Source organism: Bradyrhizobium sp. 31Argb (genome assembly GCF_043638955.1).
Lineage (GTDB): Bacteria > Pseudomonadota > Alphaproteobacteria > Rhizobiales > Xanthobacteraceae > Bradyrhizobium.
In genome coordinates, this window is record NZ_JBEGDB010000074.1 from 16,156 (window position 1) to 31,019 (window position 14,864).

14 protein-coding genes are annotated in these 14,864 nt (G+C 66.1%); 7 read left to right on the forward strand and 7 right to left on the reverse strand.

Going from position 1 to position 14,864, the window contains the following annotated elements; all coding sequences use genetic code 11:
• Positions 1-9: 9 nt before the first annotated feature.
• On the forward strand, positions 10-852 hold the full coding sequence (locus tag AAFX91_RS16715) for a dienelactone hydrolase family protein (protein WP_394567177.1): 843 nt from the start codon (positions 10-12) through the stop codon (positions 850-852).
• Between the two features lie 147 nt (positions 853-999).
• Here AAFX91_RS16715 and xseA read toward each other — a convergent pair whose 3' ends face one another.
• Entirely contained in the window at positions 1,000-2,616 is a 1,617-nt protein-coding gene (gene xseA, locus AAFX91_RS16720; RefSeq protein WP_394567167.1) for an exodeoxyribonuclease VII large subunit, read from the reverse strand.
• 168 nt (positions 2,617-2,784) lie between these two features.
• Here xseA and purD point away from each other — a divergent pair, with 168 nt between their 5' ends.
• Positions 2,785-4,062: a phosphoribosylamine--glycine ligase gene (purD, locus tag AAFX91_RS16725; RefSeq protein WP_394567168.1), complete on the forward strand. Its 1,278-nt coding sequence runs from the start codon at positions 2,785-2,787 to the stop codon at positions 4,060-4,062.
• 31 nt (positions 4,063-4,093) lie between these two features.
• A complete protein-coding gene (locus tag AAFX91_RS16730) occupies positions 4,094-4,999 on the forward strand; it encodes an alpha/beta fold hydrolase (protein WP_394567169.1) in 906 nt (301 codons plus the stop codon).
• Between the two features lie 84 nt (positions 5,000-5,083).
• Here AAFX91_RS16730 and AAFX91_RS16735 read toward each other — a convergent pair whose 3' ends face one another.
• Positions 5,084-5,530 (reverse strand): nucleoside deaminase, encoded by a 447-nt coding sequence (locus AAFX91_RS16735; RefSeq protein ID WP_245476703.1) that lies wholly within the window; start codon positions 5,528-5,530, stop codon positions 5,084-5,086.
• A 131-nt stretch (positions 5,531-5,661) separates the two neighbouring features.
• On the opposite strand from AAFX91_RS16735, the gene AAFX91_RS16740 reads away from it, so the two are divergent.
• Positions 5,662-7,746, forward strand: a complete 2,085-nt coding sequence (locus tag AAFX91_RS16740; RefSeq protein WP_394567170.1) for a pseudouridine synthase — start codon at positions 5,662-5,664, stop codon at positions 7,744-7,746.
• Between the two features lie 8 nt (positions 7,747-7,754).
• The gene (gene rsmD / locus AAFX91_RS16745; protein ID WP_394567171.1) at positions 7,755-8,309 is read left to right on the forward strand and encodes a 16S rRNA (guanine(966)-N(2))-methyltransferase RsmD; all 555 of its coding nucleotides are present in this window, start codon (positions 7,755-7,757) and stop codon (positions 8,307-8,309) included.
• 91 nt (positions 8,310-8,400) lie between these two features.
• Here rsmD and mutL read toward each other — a convergent pair whose 3' ends face one another.
• Positions 8,401-10,215 carry a DNA mismatch repair endonuclease MutL gene (gene mutL, locus AAFX91_RS16750; RefSeq protein WP_394567172.1) on the reverse strand — a complete coding sequence of 605 codons (1,815 nt, stop codon included), beginning with the start codon at positions 10,213-10,215 and terminating at the stop codon, positions 8,401-8,403.
• Between the two features lie 220 nt (positions 10,216-10,435).
• Here mutL and AAFX91_RS16755 point away from each other — a divergent pair, with 220 nt between their 5' ends.
• The gene (locus tag AAFX91_RS16755; RefSeq protein ID WP_394567173.1) at positions 10,436-10,747 is read left to right on the forward strand and encodes a ribbon-helix-helix domain-containing protein; all 312 of its coding nucleotides are present in this window, start codon (positions 10,436-10,438) and stop codon (positions 10,745-10,747) included.
• Between the two features lie 276 nt (positions 10,748-11,023).
• On the opposite strand, the gene AAFX91_RS16760 is transcribed toward AAFX91_RS16755, so the two are convergent.
• From AAFX91_RS16760 to AAFX91_RS16775, 4 genes are all read right to left on the reverse strand, one after another.
• Positions 11,024-12,592: a GMC family oxidoreductase gene (locus tag AAFX91_RS16760; RefSeq protein ID WP_394567174.1), complete on the reverse strand. Its 1,569-nt coding sequence runs from the start codon at positions 12,590-12,592 to the stop codon at positions 11,024-11,026.
• 27 nt (positions 12,593-12,619) lie between these two features.
• Positions 12,620-13,168, reverse strand: coding sequence for a gluconate 2-dehydrogenase subunit 3 family protein (locus AAFX91_RS16765; protein WP_130584168.1), 549 nt, complete (start codon positions 13,166-13,168; stop codon positions 12,620-12,622).
• 65 nt (positions 13,169-13,233) lie between these two features.
• Entirely contained in the window at positions 13,234-13,629 is a 396-nt protein-coding gene (locus AAFX91_RS16770; protein ID WP_394567175.1) for a VOC family protein, read from the reverse strand.
• Complete coding sequence (locus AAFX91_RS16775) at positions 13,630-13,950, reverse strand: cytochrome c family protein (RefSeq protein ID WP_165421577.1); 321 nt, start codon at positions 13,948-13,950, stop codon at positions 13,630-13,632. It abuts the gene before it with no gap.
• 398 nt (positions 13,951-14,348) lie between these two features.
• On the opposite strand from AAFX91_RS16775, the gene AAFX91_RS16780 reads away from it, so the two are divergent.
• Complete coding sequence (locus tag AAFX91_RS16780) at positions 14,349-14,648, forward strand: hypothetical protein (protein WP_394567176.1); 300 nt, start codon at positions 14,349-14,351, stop codon at positions 14,646-14,648.
• Positions 14,649-14,864: the final 216 nt, after the last annotated feature.

Below are 14,864 nucleotides of genomic sequence, written 5' to 3' on the forward strand. Positions count from 1 at the left end.
CCAATTGAGATGCGGTTTTTGTCAGCAGCCATTTTCCTGACGCTCGTTGCCGTGGCTTCCGCTGCGACGGCCGCGCCGCTGCCTGCGCCCCATCAGGTCGATATTCCCGCCACCAATCTCACGTTGCACGCGCAGCTCTACAAGCCCGACGGCGACGGCCCGTTTCCGACCGTGATTGCGCTGCACGGCTGCGGCGGCCTCGCCGGGCGTTCGGAGCCGGTCTTGCCGCGCTACCGCGACTGGGCGGAACAATTGCTCCGGTCCGGCCATGCCGTGCTGTTGCCCGACAGCTACGGCTCGCGCGAGGTCGGCCCGCAATGCCGGGTCAAGGATCGGGAACGGCACGTGCTGGCGCGCCGCGAGCGCGTCGCCGATATCATGGCGGCGCGGCAATGGTTGATGCAGCAGCCCTGGGTGGCGCATGAGCGCATCAGCCTGATGGGCTGGGCCAATGGCGCCAGTGCGCTGTTGTGGGCCGTGCGGCCGCAACTCCCCTCGCGCAGCACCGAGCCGGATTTCCGCTCGGCGATCGCGTTCTATCCGGATTGCCGGCTGTCCTCCAGGCTCGGCTGGAGCACGCGGGTGCCGACCTTGGTCATGATCGGCGCCAACGACGACGTCAGCTCGCCGCCGGCCTGCCACCAGATGGTCGACGGCGCGCGCGGCCGCAGCGCGCTGGCGCGGATCATCACCTATCCCGGCGCCTATCACGACTTCGATCTCGCCAACCTGCCGTTGCGTGCGATTGCCGGAACAGCCGATGCCGCAATGCCCGAGGTCGGCCACATCGGCACCGATGCAGAAGCACGCACCGACGCGCAGAAAGAGGTCGCCGCCTGGCTCTCGCGCTAGCGCCTGGTGAGGCCTTCTCTCCCGCGATCGGACAGCGTGAATCACAGATTGCCGTAGCCCGGGTGAAGCGCCAGCGTAACCCGGGGCCGCTCGCAACGCGGACACAGGTGTCCCGGGTTACGCGTTCCGCTCCACCCGGGCTACAGGCTAGAATAGGCTGCCCTGGTCGACCGGCTTTGCGACCCGCTTTGGCGCGGGCTTCGACTCGCGCGTAACCGGCTTGGGCTGGGGCGTCGGCGCCGCGGCGACAGAGTGGTCGCCATCGGCGGTAGCAGCCACGCGGCCGTCGGCGAACTCGATCGACAGAAGCGCATTCGGCGCGACGCTGGCCGCGGCATGCACGGGATGTCCCGCTTCGTCGCGCACCAGGGCAAAGCCGCGGGCGAGCACGCTGCGATAGGAGAGGGCGGCCAGCAATTTTCCGCTCTGGCCGACGCGCGCGTCGAGCCGCTGCAGCAGCGTGACCATGGCGCGTTGCGCGCGCTCGGCGAGCCGATGGGTGCGTTCGCGCTGCCGCGCGATCGCATTGCGCTGCGCCTGCGCGTTGGCGAGCTTGGACGCCTTGAAGCGAACCTCCAGCCCCGTAAAGCGCTCGCGCTGGCTGCGCAGGAGCGAGCGCGCGGAAAGGGCGATGCGCTCGCCTGAGACGGTCAGGCGCTGCCTGGCGTGCGAAATCTGCCCGTGCAGCACCCGCAGCGTCAGCCGGCCGCTGGTGGAGGCGAAGCGGCGGAAATGCGCGTGCGTGTTCGCCTTCAACCCGCGCGGCAATGCGGCGCCGAGGTGATCCAGCCGCTGCCGCGGGATCGCCAACAACTCGCTCGGCGCTGGCAACGCGCGCGCCGCGGCCCGCAATTCGTTGCGGCGGGCTTCCTGGCCGCGCTGCCAGCACACGGATACCCGCCGGGCCAGTGCTCCGACCTCGGTGAGCAATTCGCTGCGCACCGGCACCGCCATTTCGGCGGCGGCCGTCGGCGTCGGCGCGCGCTTGTCGGCGGCGAAATCGATCAACGTGATGTCGGTCTCGTGGCCGACAGCCGAGATCAGGGGGATCATGCTGTCGGCGGCGGCGCGGACCACGATCTCCTCGTTGAACGACCAGAGATCCTCCAGCGAACCGCCGCCGCGCGCGACGATCAGCAGGTCCGGTCGCGGAATCCTTCCGTCTTCTGGCAGCGCGTTGAAGCCGCGGATTGCGGCGGCAACCTGCTCGGCTGAGCCGTCGCCCTGCACCTTGACCGGCCACACCAGAACGCGGCGGGGAAAGCGGTCCTCCAGCCGATGCAGGATATCGCGGATCACGGCGCCGGTCGGCGAGGTGACGACGCCGATCACCTCCGGCAGCCAGGGCAGGAGCTGCTTGCGCGCCTCGTCGAACAGGCCTTCGGCGGCGAGCTTCTTCTTGCGCTCCTCCATCAGCGCCATCAGCGCGCCGATGCCGGCCGGCTCCAGCGACTCGATCACGATCTGGTATTTGGAGGAGTTCGGATAGGTCGTGAGCTTGCCGGTCGCGATGACCTCGAGCCCCTCCTGGGGCTTGAAGCGCATGCGGGCGTGGGCGAACTTCCAGATCACCGCCTCGATCTTGGCGTTCTCGTCCTTCAGCGCGAAATAGCAATGGCCGGAGGAATGCGGGCCCCGGAAGCCCGTGATCTCGCCGCGGACCCGGACATGGCCGAACCGGTCCTCCACCGTTCGCTTCAGCGCGGAGGACAGTTCCGAGACGGTGAATTCGGGCGCGTTGAGCAGATTCGGTGCAGCGGTCATCACTTGTTAGAATCGGGCTTTTTAGGCGCGGGCGCAAGGTCCTGGGGTGCCAACCGGGCCGTCAGGCCACATATCCACATCAGAGCGGAGCCATTCCTTGCGGCGGCGTGATGCCGTGCTAAACCGTCGCGCTACGGCGCGGCAACCCTTAATTCTGACTGCAATCGCATGAACATTCTCCTGATCGGTTCCGGCGGCCGCGAACATGCGCTGGCGTGGAAGATCGCCGCCTCTCCGCTGGTGACAAAGCTGTGGTGCGCCCCGGGCAATGCCGGAATCGCGCGCGAGGCCGAATGCGTGGCGCTCGATGTGGCCGATCATTCCGCCGTGATTGAATTCTGCAGGCGCAACGCCGTCGATCTTGTCGTGGTCGGCCCGGAGATCCCGCTCGCCGCAGGGATTGTCGACGATCTCGCCGCTGTCGGCATCAAGGCGTTCGGTCCGAGCAGGCTGGCGGCGCAGCTCGAGGGGTCCAAAGGGTTCACCAAGGATCTCTGCCGCGAGTTCAACATCCCGACCGGCGCCTACCGCCGCTTTGACAATGCCGATGATGCGCTCGCCTATCTACGGGCGCAGGGCGCGCCGATCGTGGTCAAGGCTGATGGCCTCGCCGCCGGCAAGGGCGTCGTGGTGGCCAAAACGCTGGACGAGGCGGACGCCGCCATCGCGATGATGTTCGAGGGCATGTTCGGTTCGGCCGGCACTGAGGTCGTGATCGAGGAGTTCCTGTCCGGCCGCGAGATCAGTTTCTTCGCGCTGTGCGACGGCGAGACCGCAATCCCGCTTGCCTCCGCGCAGGACCACAAGCGCGTGTTCGATCACGATGAGGGGCCGAACACCGGCGGCATGGGCGCCTATTCGCCGACGCCGTTCGTGACGCCTGAGATCCACGACCAGATCATGGCGCGGATCATCCTGCCGACCGTTGCCGGCATGAAGCAGCGGGGCATTCCGTTCCGCGGCGTGCTCTATGCCGGCGTGATGCTGACGGAGCAGGGGCCAAAACTGTTCGAATACAATGTCCGCTTCGGCGATCCCGAATGCCAGGTGCTGATGCTGCGGATGATGTCCGACATCGTGCCGGCCTTCCTCGCCGCCTGCGACGGGCAGTTGAAGAATTTTGACCTGCGCTGGTTCCCCGAGCCGGCGCTGACGGTGGTGATGGCCGCCAAGGGCTATCCCGGCGATTACAAGAAGGGCACGCGCATCGAAGGGCTCGACGAGGCCGCCCAAATCGAGGGCGTCGAGATCTTCCATGCCGGCACGGTCGAGAAGGATGGCGCCATCCTCGCCAATGGCGGCCGCGTGCTCAACATCTGCGCGTCGGCCACGACCGTGACCGAAGCCAAGCAGCGCGCTTACGCCGCGATCGACCGCATCAAGTGGCCGGACGGCTTTTGCCGCCGCGACATCGCCTGGCAGGCGGTGGAGGCCGAGCAGGGCTAAACTCGATCCGAAATTCAGAGGAGGTACGCGAATGTCCGATCTCGCCGATCTTTTCCCCGGCTACGCCTCCGAATGGATCAACACCTCCTCAGGCCGCATCTTCGCGCGTGTCGGCGGCAAGGGGCCGCCGCTGCTGCTGTTGCACGGCTTCTCGTCCACGCATGTGATGTGGCATCCGGTGGCGCCAAAGCTCGACGACAGGTTCACGCTGATCATCGCCGACCTGCCGGGCTATGGCTGGTCGGACATGCCCGAGAGCGACAAGGACCACACGCCCTACACCAAGCGCGCGATGGCGAAGACGATGATCGAGGCGATGTCGAAGCTCGGCCACGTGCATTTCGCGCTCGCCGGTCACGACCGCGGCGGCCGCGTCTCCTATCGGCTGGCGCTCGATCATCCGGGGCGGCTGTCCAAGCTCGCGGTGCTCGATATCCTGCCGACCTATAATTACTGGGAGCGCATCAACCGCCTCTATGCGCTGAAGATCTATCACTGGACCTTCCTGGCGCAGCCGGCGCCGTTTCCGGAGACGCTGATCCTGGGCGCCCCGGATTTCTTCCTGAAGCACAAGATGGCGAGCCAGACCAAGTCGAAGACGCTGGACGCCATCGATCCGCGCGCGCTGGAGCATTATCTGGCGCCGTTCCGCGATCCCTCGCGCGTGCATGCGATGTGCGAGGATTACCGCGCCGGCGCCTATGCCGATTACGAGATCGACAAGGCCGATGTCGAGGCCGGCCGGAAGATCACGATCCCGATGCTGGCGCTGTGGGGCGATGCCGGGATTGCGAGTGCCGCGGCGACGCCGCTCGACACCTGGAAGCAGTGGGCGACCAATGTCGTGGGCGCGCCGGTCGACTCCGGCCATTTCCTGACCGAGGAGAATCCGGAAGCGACGGCGAGACTGTTGCGGGAGTTCTTTCTCGCTTCGTAGCCCGGGTGGAGCGCAGCGCAACCCGGGAAGACACGGACTCCAGAACCCCGGGTTGCGCTGCGCTCCACCCGGGCTACGGGAAGTTCACCGCCGCTCCCGGAAAAACTCCCGCAATAGCACTGCGGCCTCTCGCTCGCCGATGGCGGGATAGATTTCCGGCCGGTGATGGCAGGTGGGCTGCGAGAAGAACCGCACGCCGGATTCGACCGCGCCGCCCTTGGGGTCGGCTGCGCCGTAATAGAGCCGACGGATGCGGGCGAACGAGATCGCGGCGGCGCACATCGTGCACGGCTCGAGCGTGACATAGAGATCGCAATCCACCAGCCGCTCGGTGCCGATCGCCTCCGCGGCCTGCCGGATCGCCAAAATCTCGGCATGCGCGGTCGGGTCGCGGTCGGTCAGGGTCCGGTTGCCCGCGGTGGCGATCACCTCGTAGCCCCGGACGATCACGCAGCCGATCGGAACTTCGCCGGCCTTTCCGGCGTTTTCGGCGGTTTTTAGCGCCAAATCCATGAAAGAAGGGGCAGTCATGCCTCGTATCATCGGAAGAAACCTGCTACTAGCTGCGCCTTCAGCAAAAGTGGATGCCCGGTTTTTGCGTGAGATTGCGGCTCGATAACGGGCACGCATGAGCGCCATTTGCCCCCTAAGTGAGACTATTCATGCCCCGCGACAGCGACAAAAACAACGATTCCCGCGGTCGGCGTGATCGGCCGGGCGGCAAGGGCCGCTCTGGCAAGGCGCGCGGGCCGGAGAAGAAGTTCGCCAAGCGCGGCTTTGGGACCAGGGATTCTGCCGGAAAGCGCGATGATGCAAAGCGCGACTTCGGCAGCAAGCGCGAAGATCGCCCGTTCCGCCGCCGCGACGGGGATGAGGCGCCGCGCCGGGACTATGGCGACAAGCCGCGCTTCAACCGCGACGACCGCCCGCGCGGAGAGCGGACGTTTGCCGACCGCCCGTCGCGTGATGGTGAGAAGCGGCCGTTCAAGCCGCGCGGCGACCGGCCGAGGTTTGACCGGGATGACCGCGGCGGCGAAAAGCGCCCCTACACCCCGCGCGCCAATCGCGACGATGCCCGTCCGGCGTCGCGGTTTTCCGATCGCAAGTTCGGCGACAAGAAGCCCTACGCGTCGCGCGATCGTGACGGCGAGAAGCGATCCTATGCACCACGCGGCGAACGATCCTTTGGCGACCGTCCATCCCGCGATGGCGATCGGCCCGAGAGAAAGTTCGGCGGCGACAGGAAATTCTCCCGCGGTGCTGCCGACCGCGGGGATCGGGCGCCGCGCAAGGATTTCGGCGACCGTCCGCCGCGTGGCGAGTCCAAGCCGTGGGAGAAGCGCGAGCGCAATTCCGATCGTCCCGAACGCAATTTCCGCGGCTCGCGCGATTTCGATCGGCCGAAATTCGACAAGCCGCGCTATGACCGACCGCGCGACGATCGCGGCGGCGACGAGCGCCCTCGCTTTTCGCGCGCGCGCGACGACCGTCAGCAGGGCGATCGTCCATTCCGTGAGCGACCGAAATTCGATCGTCCCCGCGAGCGCGATGACCGCAAGTTCGATCGTCATCGCGAGCGTCCCGAAGGCCGCCAGGATTGGCACGAGCATCCGCGCAGCGAAGGGCGCTTCGCCGACCGTCCCCGCCGCGACAACGAGGATGACGGCAAGATCTTCGCAAAGCGTCCGGCCTTCGGCGGCCGCGGCGCCTATCGCGAACGTCCGGCGGATTTCGACAGGCGGCCGCGTCCGGAGCCGAAGCCGAAAAAGTCCGGCGAGCGGATCGCAAAAGTGCTGGCGCGCGCCGGCCTGGCCTCGCGCCGCGACGCCGAGGAGATGGTGACGCAGGGCCGCGTCACGGTGAACGGCCGCGTCATCAATTCGCCGGCGCTCGACGTCACCGCCAACGATGTCGTCGCCGTCGACGGCAAGCCGTTGCCGCCGCGCGAGCGGACGCGGCTGTTCATGTATCACAAGCCGCGCGGGCTGATGACGACGCATGACGATCCCGAGGGGCGGCCGACCGTGTTCGACAATCTGCCCGAAGGCCTGCCGCGGCTGATCAGCGTCGGCCGGCTCGATTTCAACACCGAAGGATTGCTGCTGCTCACCAATGACGGCGGGCTCGCCCGCGTGCTCGAATTGCCCGACACCGGCTGGCTGCGACGTTACCGGGTCCGCGCCCATGGCGAGGTGACGCAGGCGCAGCTCGACGAGTTGAAGAAGGGGGTCGAGGTCGAGGGCGTCAAGTACGGTCCGATCGATGCGACGCTGGAGCGCGACCAGGGTTCGAATGTCTGGCTGGTGTTCGCGATCCGCGAGGGCAAGAACCGCGAGGTGCGCAACGTGATGGCGCATCTCGGGCTCGAGGTGAACCGGCTGATCCGGATCTCCTACGGTCCGTTCCAGCTCGGCGAGCTCGAGGAAGGCAAGGTCGATGAGGTCAAGACGCGGGTGCTGCGCGAGCAGCTCGGCGAGAAGGTCGCCAAGCTTGCGGGCGTGGACTTCGCCCGGCCAGAGCACCATGCCGACGGTGACGACGATGCGCCACGCGACAGGAAGCCGTCCAAGCCGGCGAGCAAGCGCGCCGTGATTGCCGACCGCAAGGGCCGTCGCGTGCTGGTGCAGCGTTCCGGCAGCGAGGAAGCGCGCATCCGCAACGAGGAAGAGAATGCCGGCTACGGCCCGCCACGCCGCGTCAAGCGCACCTATCACGGCAAGCGCGACCTGAAGCCGAAGGACGAGTAGGCCGGACGATGCGCGTCGTCGGGGGACGATTGAAGGGCCGCAATCTGGCCGCGCCATCCTCGCGCGACATTCGCCCGACCGCGGATCGATTGCGCGAGTCCGTGTTCAACATCCTCGTCCACGCCTATGACGATCCGATTGAGGGGGCGCGGGTGCTCGATCTGTTCGCCGGCACCGGCGCGCTCGGCATCGAGGCGGTGTCGCGCGGCGCGAAGTTCGCACTGTTCGTCGACAACGGCGCTGAAGCCCGCGCGTTGCTCCGCAACAACGTGGAGTCGTTGGGGCTCGGTGGCGTGACAAAAGTATTCCGCCGCGACGCCACCAATCTGGGCCCCGCGCATCCCGTCGAGCCGTTCTCGCTGGTGTTCCTGGATCCGCCCTACGGCAAGGGAATGGCCGAGAAGGCGCTGGCCTCGCTCCGCGACGGCGCGTGGCTGACGCCCGGCGCGCTCGTGGTGGTGGAAGAGGCGAAGGCCGCCGCGTTCGCCGCGCCTGACGGCTTCGAGGAGCTCGAGCGCCGCGCGTATGACGACACCGAGTTCGTGTTCTTGAAGGTGCCGTAGGGTGGGCAAAGCGCAGCGTGCCCACCATTGCGAGCGGAGTGCTTGATGGTGGGCACGCTACGCTTTGCCCACCCTACGCAGCCCGCGCGCCTCACCGCCGCCCGAACAGCTTCTCGATATCCGACAGCTTCAATTCCACATAGGTCGGGCGGCCGTGGTTGCACTGGCCCGAGTTCGGCGTGTCTTCCATCTCGCGCAACAGCGCGTTCATCTCTTCCGGCTTGAGGCGGCGTCCAGCGCGCACCGAGCCGTGGCAGGCCATGGTGGCGGCGACATGCATCAGGCGCCGCTCGAGCGGGAGCGCCTCGTCCCATTCGGCCATGTGCTCGGCGAGATCGCGCAAGAGCCCGGCCGCATTGGCCTTGCCGAGCAGCGACGGCGTCTCCCGAACCGCAACCGCCCCGGGACCGAAGGATTCGATCGCGAGCCCGTAACTGGCAAGCTCTTCGGCGCGATCGAGCAGTTTCTCGACGGTGGATTCATCGAGCTCCACGATTTCAGGAATCAGCAAAATCTGCCGTTGCACGCCGTTCTTGGCCAGCGACGCCTTCAATTTCTCATAGACGATGCGCTCATGGGCGGCGTGCTGATCCACCACGATGAGTCCGTCGCGGGTCTGCGAGACGATGTAGGTTTCGTGGATCTGGGTGCGCGCCGCGCCAAGCGGGCGATCGAGCAGGTCGGCCGCGGGCTGCGCCTCGAAGCGGACATCGGCGGTCGGCGCGCCGACGTCGAAGGCAGCCTGGCCAGGCTCGGCCAACGCGCTTGCGGCCACGCCGTCGAATGAAGGCAACGGCCGCACGGGAAAAGCCGGCGAGCGGCGCCAGTCCCAGTTGGTCGGGCGCGGGGCCGCGAAGGAGGGACGGAAGGCGGAGAGCGCCGCGCCATCGGTATTTGCCGCGGTGCGCCGTCCCTCGCGCGCCAGCCCCTCTTTGAGCGCATGCACGATCAGGGCGCGGACCAGGCCGGCATTGCGGAAACGCACCTCGGTCTTGGCCGGATGCACATTGGCGTCGACTTCCTGCGGCGGCAGCGTGACGAACAGCGCCACCACCGGATGGCGATCGCGCGGCAGGTAATCGGCATAGGCCGCGCGCACCGCGCCCAGGATCAGCTTGTCCCGCACCGGGCGGCCGTTGACGAACAGATATTGGCCGAGCGCGTTCGCCCGCGTCAGCGACGGCGCGGCGGCAAAGCCTTCGACCACGACGCCCTCGCGTTCGGCGCGGACCTCGATCGCGCATCCGCGGAAATCGCTCCCCAAGATATCGCCGAGCCGCGTCAGCTGGCCGGGCGCGCCGGGCAGTGCCGCGGCCCAGGTGACCGGCGCGCGCTCCTCGCCGGCGAGCGTGAAGGCGATGTCGGGCCGCGCCATTGCGAGCCGCCGCACCACCTCGCGGATCGCTTCCGCTTCGGTGCGGTCGGTCTTGAGGAATTTCAGCCGCGCCGGCGTCGCGTAGAAGAGATCGCCGACCTCGACGCGGGTGCCCTGGCCGAGCGCCGCGGGCATGACCTCCGATTTCACGCCGGCTTCGACCGAAAGCGACCACGCGTGCGGTTCGCTCGCATGTCGCGTCACGATGTTGAGCTTTGCCACCGCGCCGATCGAGGGCAGCGCCTCGCCGCGGAACCCGAGCGTCCGGATCCGCAGCAGGTCCTCGTCATCGAGTTTTGACGTGGCGTGGCGGTCGACCGCAAGCGCGAGGTCGGCGCGCGTCATACCACCGCCGTCATCGGTGATCCCGATCCGCCGCCGCCCGCCGCCATCGGTGAAGATATCGATGCGGCTCGCACCGGCATCGATCGCATTCTCCACCAGTTCCTTGACCACGCTCGCGGGGCGTTCGACCACCTCGCCGGCGGCGATGCGATTGACGACCTGTTCGGGAAGCTGGCGGACGGGCATGGCGTGCGTGGCATCGATTCGAGGATCAACCCATTCTAGGCGGGCGCCGCAACAAATGCATGCGTTCGGGTCCGGAAATCCACGCGGCCCTGGGGATGGGACCTGCCTATCATCTTGAAGGCACTGGCATTCGCGGGACGCCCGCTGTGCAGCGCAGGATTGTCGGGTTGTGCGGTCGGGTATATCGTTTAGAAAAATTATAATCTGGCGGGAGAATTCCATGTGTTATCTGTTCGCCCATCAGCCGCAACGCGACTACGAATCGCAGACCAGATCGCTGCGACTTGGCGGCCATTGCACCTCGATCCGGCTGGAACTGGCGTTCTGGGACACGCTGGAGGAGATCGCGGCGAAGGAGGGGATGAGTCTGGCGAAATTCCTCACCACGCTGCACAACGAGGTTCTCGACCATCACGGCGAGGTCAGTAATTTCGCCTCGCTGCTGCGCTGCTCCTGCCTGATCTATCGTTCCAAGAGCGCCGCGTCGCCGGAGTTGCGCGACAGGCCCGCCATTCTCGACGCGGCCGAGTAGGCTCCCTCGTAGCCCGGGCGGAGCGGAACGCGCAACCCGGGACGCCTGCATCAACATCGACCGGCGGTCCCGGGTTACGCTGGCGCTCCACCCGGGCTACGGCGCTGCGGGTGCAGGCGTTGTAGCTCCCTCTCCCGCTTGCGGGAGAGGGCTGGGGTGAGGGTGTCTCCGCGATGGGACTATCCGTGGGGAGAGAGCCCCCACCCGCCGCGCTTCGCGCGTCGGCCTCCCCCGCAAGCGGGAGAGGCGAAGCGAGCGCGTGGCTAGCATCAGATCCTAAATCTCCTTCCGCTGCATTGCGCCGGCGATGTGGTCGGCTTGCCGGATCGCCAGCGACACGATTGTCAGCGTCGGGTTGCAGGCTGCCCCGCTCGTGAACTGGCTGCCATCCGAGATGAACAGGTTCTTGATGTCGTGGGTCTGGCCGAACTTGTTCACCACGCCATCTTTCGCCTTCTCGCTCATCCGGTTGGTGCCGAGATTATGCGTGCTCGGGTAGGGCGGCGTCGGATAGGTGACGGTGGCGCCGACCGCCTCGTAGACCGCGGCACCCTGCTTGTAGGCATGGGCGCGCATCGCGAGATCGTTCGGATGATCGTCGAAATGCACGCTCGCGACCGGCATGCCGAACTTGTCCTTCGCCTTCGGATCAAGCGTGACACGGTTGGTCTCCTGCGCCATGTCCTCGCCGACCAGCCACATGCCGGCCATCCGCGGATAGCCTTCCATCGCACTGGTGAACGGGCGTCCCCATGCGCCGGGACTGAGGAAGGCAGCCATGAAGGGCAAGCCAAGCGACAGCGTCTCCATCTCATAGCCCCCGACGAAGCCGCGTGAGGGATCGTTCTTGGCCTCGTCGCGAATGATGCCGGCCATCGTGGTGCCGCGATACATGTGCACCGATTTCTCGAAGGTCGCATACACGCTGCCGGTCATGTGCCGCATGTAATTGCGGCCGACCTGGCCGGAGGAGTTGGCGAGCCCGTCCGGGAACATGGTCGATGCGCTGTTGAGCAGCAGCCGCGGGCTCTCGATCGAATTGCCGGCGACCGCGACCACGCGGGCCTTCTGGCGCTGCATCGCGCCGTTTGCGTCGGCATAGACCACGCCGGTCACCTTGCCGGATTGATCGTGCTCGATCTTGATCACCATGCTGCCCGGGCGCACTTCGAGATTGCCGGTGGCCTCGCCCTTCGGGATTTCGGTGTAGAGCGTCGACCATTTCGCGCCCGACTTGCAGCCCTGGAAGCAGAAACCGATCTGCTGGCAGGAGCCGCGGCCGTCACGCGGTTCGCTGTTGATCGCCATGTTGCCGGTGTGCACGGTCTTGTAGCCGAGCTTTCTGGCGCCGGCCTCCAGCACCTTGAAATTGTTGTTGCCGGGCAGGCCCGGAATGCCGTTGGTCCGCGTCACGCCCATCTTGTTCTCGGCCTTGGCGTAATACGGCTCCATCTCCGCGAGCGTGATCGGCCAGTCCAAGAGATTGGCGCCGGGGATGCCGCCATAGGTGCTCTTGACCTTGAACTCATGTTCGTCGAAGCGCAGCGACGCGCCGGCCCAATGCGTGGTCGAGCCGCCGACCGCCTTCACGATCCATGCCGGCAGGTTCGGAAAGTCCTTGGCGACGCGCCAGCTTCCCGAGGTCGTGCGCATGTCCGACCAGGCGAGCTGGGCGAAGCTGTCCCATTCGTCGTTGACGAAGTCCTGGTTCTCGATGCGCGGTCCGGCTTCGAGGATGACGACCTTGACGCCCTTCTGCGCCAGCTCGTTGCCGAGCGTTCCACCGCCCGCGCCGGAGCCCACGATCACCACCACGCCACTGTCATTGAGATCGAATTTTGCCATTGTGATCCTCCCAGAGCGTTGGTTGGCTTATGCCTTCGGGAGCCAGTCGATGTCGGCGAAGCCGCGCTTGAGGTAGCCGCCATATTCGGCGGACGAGCCCTCATAGCCGAACTTCGGCCAGACCTCTTTCTGGTTGTAGAGGGAGACAACGAGGTCACCGCGGATCTTCTGGAAGAACGCGGTCTCTTCGATCCGCTGCAACAGCACCACGCGATCGGCTTCCCAGGGCACCTGCACATAAGGCACCTTGTGTCGGTCGTTGGCCTCCTGGTCGAGCCTGACAACGCCGTCATTGATCAGCGACTTGATCGCGGGATCCTTGGCCGCCTTGCCGTCCCACGGCTTGACCGCGACGATGTAATAACTGTCACCCAGGAAATCGTGCGGATAGATGTCGCGCGCCATCTTCACCAGCGTCTTCAATGTCGCCGGCGTCAGCGTGGTGGCGTCATCGGCCCAGGCATCGCTGATGGTGAGGCCCGTGCTGGTGGCGATAGCGACGGTCGGTACCGCCGTTGCCGCGCCCTTCAGGAAGACGCGGCGATCATATTTGCTTCGACGATCGACTTCTCTCATGGGTTTCCTCCGTGGAATGTTTTGTCATTGTTGATTGGTCGTATTTCTTCGTTCCAGATTATGCTCTAGCCAAAACGGCCGCCGCGCTGGATCACCTCGATCTTGTAGCCGTCGGGATCGGTGACGAAGAAGAAGCGCGCCAGCGACTTGCCGTTATGCTTGAAATCGCGCAGCGGTCCCGGCACGAGCTTTTCCCGCTCGAACCGCGCATGCTCGGCGTCGACATCGTCGACGATCACAGCGAGATGGCCGTAGCCGTCGCCGAGCGAATAGGGCTCCTTGCGGTCGAAATTGACTGTCAGCTCGACCTCGAACGGCGAGGAGGGGTGGCGCAGGTAGATCAGCGCGAAATCGTCGAACTTGAGATGATCGGCGACCTCAAGGCCGAAGGCGCGCGCGTAGAAATCGAGCGACTTCGCCTCGTCGAGCACGCGGATCATCGAGTGAACGGGTTTTGCCATTCAGTTGAGCTCCTTCAAATAGGCGATGATGGCGGCGCGGGTCTCCGGTTTGGCTTGGCGATAGGCCATGATGGAGCCGGGGATCATCGCCTGCGGGTTGGTGAGCCAGGCGTCGAGCCTGGCGTCGTCCCAGACGAAATCGGCTTGCGCGAAGCCGGGTGAATAGTGAAAGCCATCGGCCTTGCCCGCGACACGGCCGACGACCTTGAACAGTGGCGGGCCCTGGCGGACCGGATCGGTGAGGTTCGTGGTGTGGCAGGTCGCGCATTGCTGCTTGAACAGCGCAGCACCATCGGGCGGCTTGGCGGCAGGCAATGGCATCTGCGCAGCCGCGATCGTCGCGAGCAACGCACTGCAACATCCGAGTCCGATTGCTGCCGTCGCGCGTAGCCTTCTCATCCACCTCACCGCCTGTACGCGGTAACTCTAGGTCGCGCGCGAAAGGCGGTGGTAGTAGCGGGCTGTTTCACCGCAGAACAAAACGCGTCGATGAGCAGCTAGGAAAATCGTGCCGGCCAAACCACGTCACGCCGCCGCATATGTGAAGCGCAATTTCGCGAAATTGCCGCGAAATCCCTGCACGATCTCCACACGACGCAGATTGCATGGCGCACGCGTCGTTTGCGACACGTTCAATCCGCGTGAAGGGGAGACCGGCGCAGCAGGCGGCGCATGGAACCGCCGAACCTTCCCGCACGAACAAAGTCCAGGAGCAATGGATGAAGCTAGCGAAAACTTCCCTGATCGCGTTTGCCCTCTCGGCCGCACTTGTCGGCCCTGTCCTTGCACAAGGCGCCGCCACCGGCGGCGCGATCCGCGGCGGCGCGCAGGAAAGGAGCGTGGCGCCGGGCGGAATGACGGGTAGCGGCGATGAGGAGATGAACGCGCAGACGGCGGCTCCGACCGGAAAGACCGGCGCAAAGCCCGGCGCCAAGGGCACGGTGGGTGCCGGCGCCGGAGCCGGAGCACACAAAGGCACGGCGACGGAACCCGCTGCTCCTGGCAGCAAGCGCTACTAGAGCGAGCTCTCTCCCTACGATCGAACCCGTAGCCCGGGTGGAGCGAAGCGTAACCCGGGACCGCTCACAATCCGGCGACAACTGTCCCGGGTTACGCGTTCCGCTCCACCCGGGCTACAAGCTTCACCTCTCCCGCTTGCGGGTAGGGCTATCGCATATGGGCGAGGGCGCGGAGAAGGAAGTCGTTGTTCCATCTGGCCTGGAGCATTTTGTGGC

Coding starts and splice junctions, on each gene's coding strand:
- AAFX91_RS16715 (WP_394567177.1), top strand. CDS start 10: ATGCGGTTTTTGTCAGCAGCCATTTTCCTGACGCTCGTTGCCGTGGCT.
- xseA (WP_394567167.1), bottom strand. CDS start 2,616: ATGACCGCTGCACCGAATCTGCTCAACGCGCCCGAATTCACCGTCTCG.
- purD (WP_394567168.1), top strand. CDS start 2,785: ATGAACATTCTCCTGATCGGTTCCGGCGGCCGCGAACATGCGCTGGCG.
- AAFX91_RS16730 (WP_394567169.1), top strand. CDS start 4,094: ATGTCCGATCTCGCCGATCTTTTCCCCGGCTACGCCTCCGAATGGATC.
- AAFX91_RS16735 (WP_245476703.1), bottom strand. CDS start 5,530: ATGACTGCCCCTTCTTTCATGGATTTGGCGCTAAAAACCGCCGAAAAC.
- AAFX91_RS16740 (WP_394567170.1), top strand. CDS start 5,662: ATGCCCCGCGACAGCGACAAAAACAACGATTCCCGCGGTCGGCGTGAT.
- rsmD (WP_394567171.1), top strand. CDS start 7,755: ATGCGCGTCGTCGGGGGACGATTGAAGGGCCGCAATCTGGCCGCGCCA.
- mutL (WP_394567172.1), bottom strand. CDS start 10,215: ATGCCCGTCCGCCAGCTTCCCGAACAGGTCGTCAATCGCATCGCCGCC.
- AAFX91_RS16755 (WP_394567173.1), top strand. CDS start 10,436: ATGTGTTATCTGTTCGCCCATCAGCCGCAACGCGACTACGAATCGCAG.
- AAFX91_RS16760 (WP_394567174.1), bottom strand. CDS start 12,592: ATGGCAAAATTCGATCTCAATGACAGTGGCGTGGTGGTGATCGTGGGC.
- AAFX91_RS16765 (WP_130584168.1), bottom strand. CDS start 13,168: ATGAGAGAAGTCGATCGTCGAAGCAAATATGATCGCCGCGTCTTCCTG.
- AAFX91_RS16770 (WP_394567175.1), bottom strand. CDS start 13,629: ATGGCAAAACCCGTTCACTCGATGATCCGCGTGCTCGACGAGGCGAAG.
- AAFX91_RS16775 (WP_165421577.1), bottom strand. CDS start 13,950: ATGCCATTGCCTGCCGCCAAGCCGCCCGATGGTGCTGCGCTGTTCAAG.
- AAFX91_RS16780 (WP_394567176.1), top strand. CDS start 14,349: ATGAAGCTAGCGAAAACTTCCCTGATCGCGTTTGCCCTCTCGGCCGCA.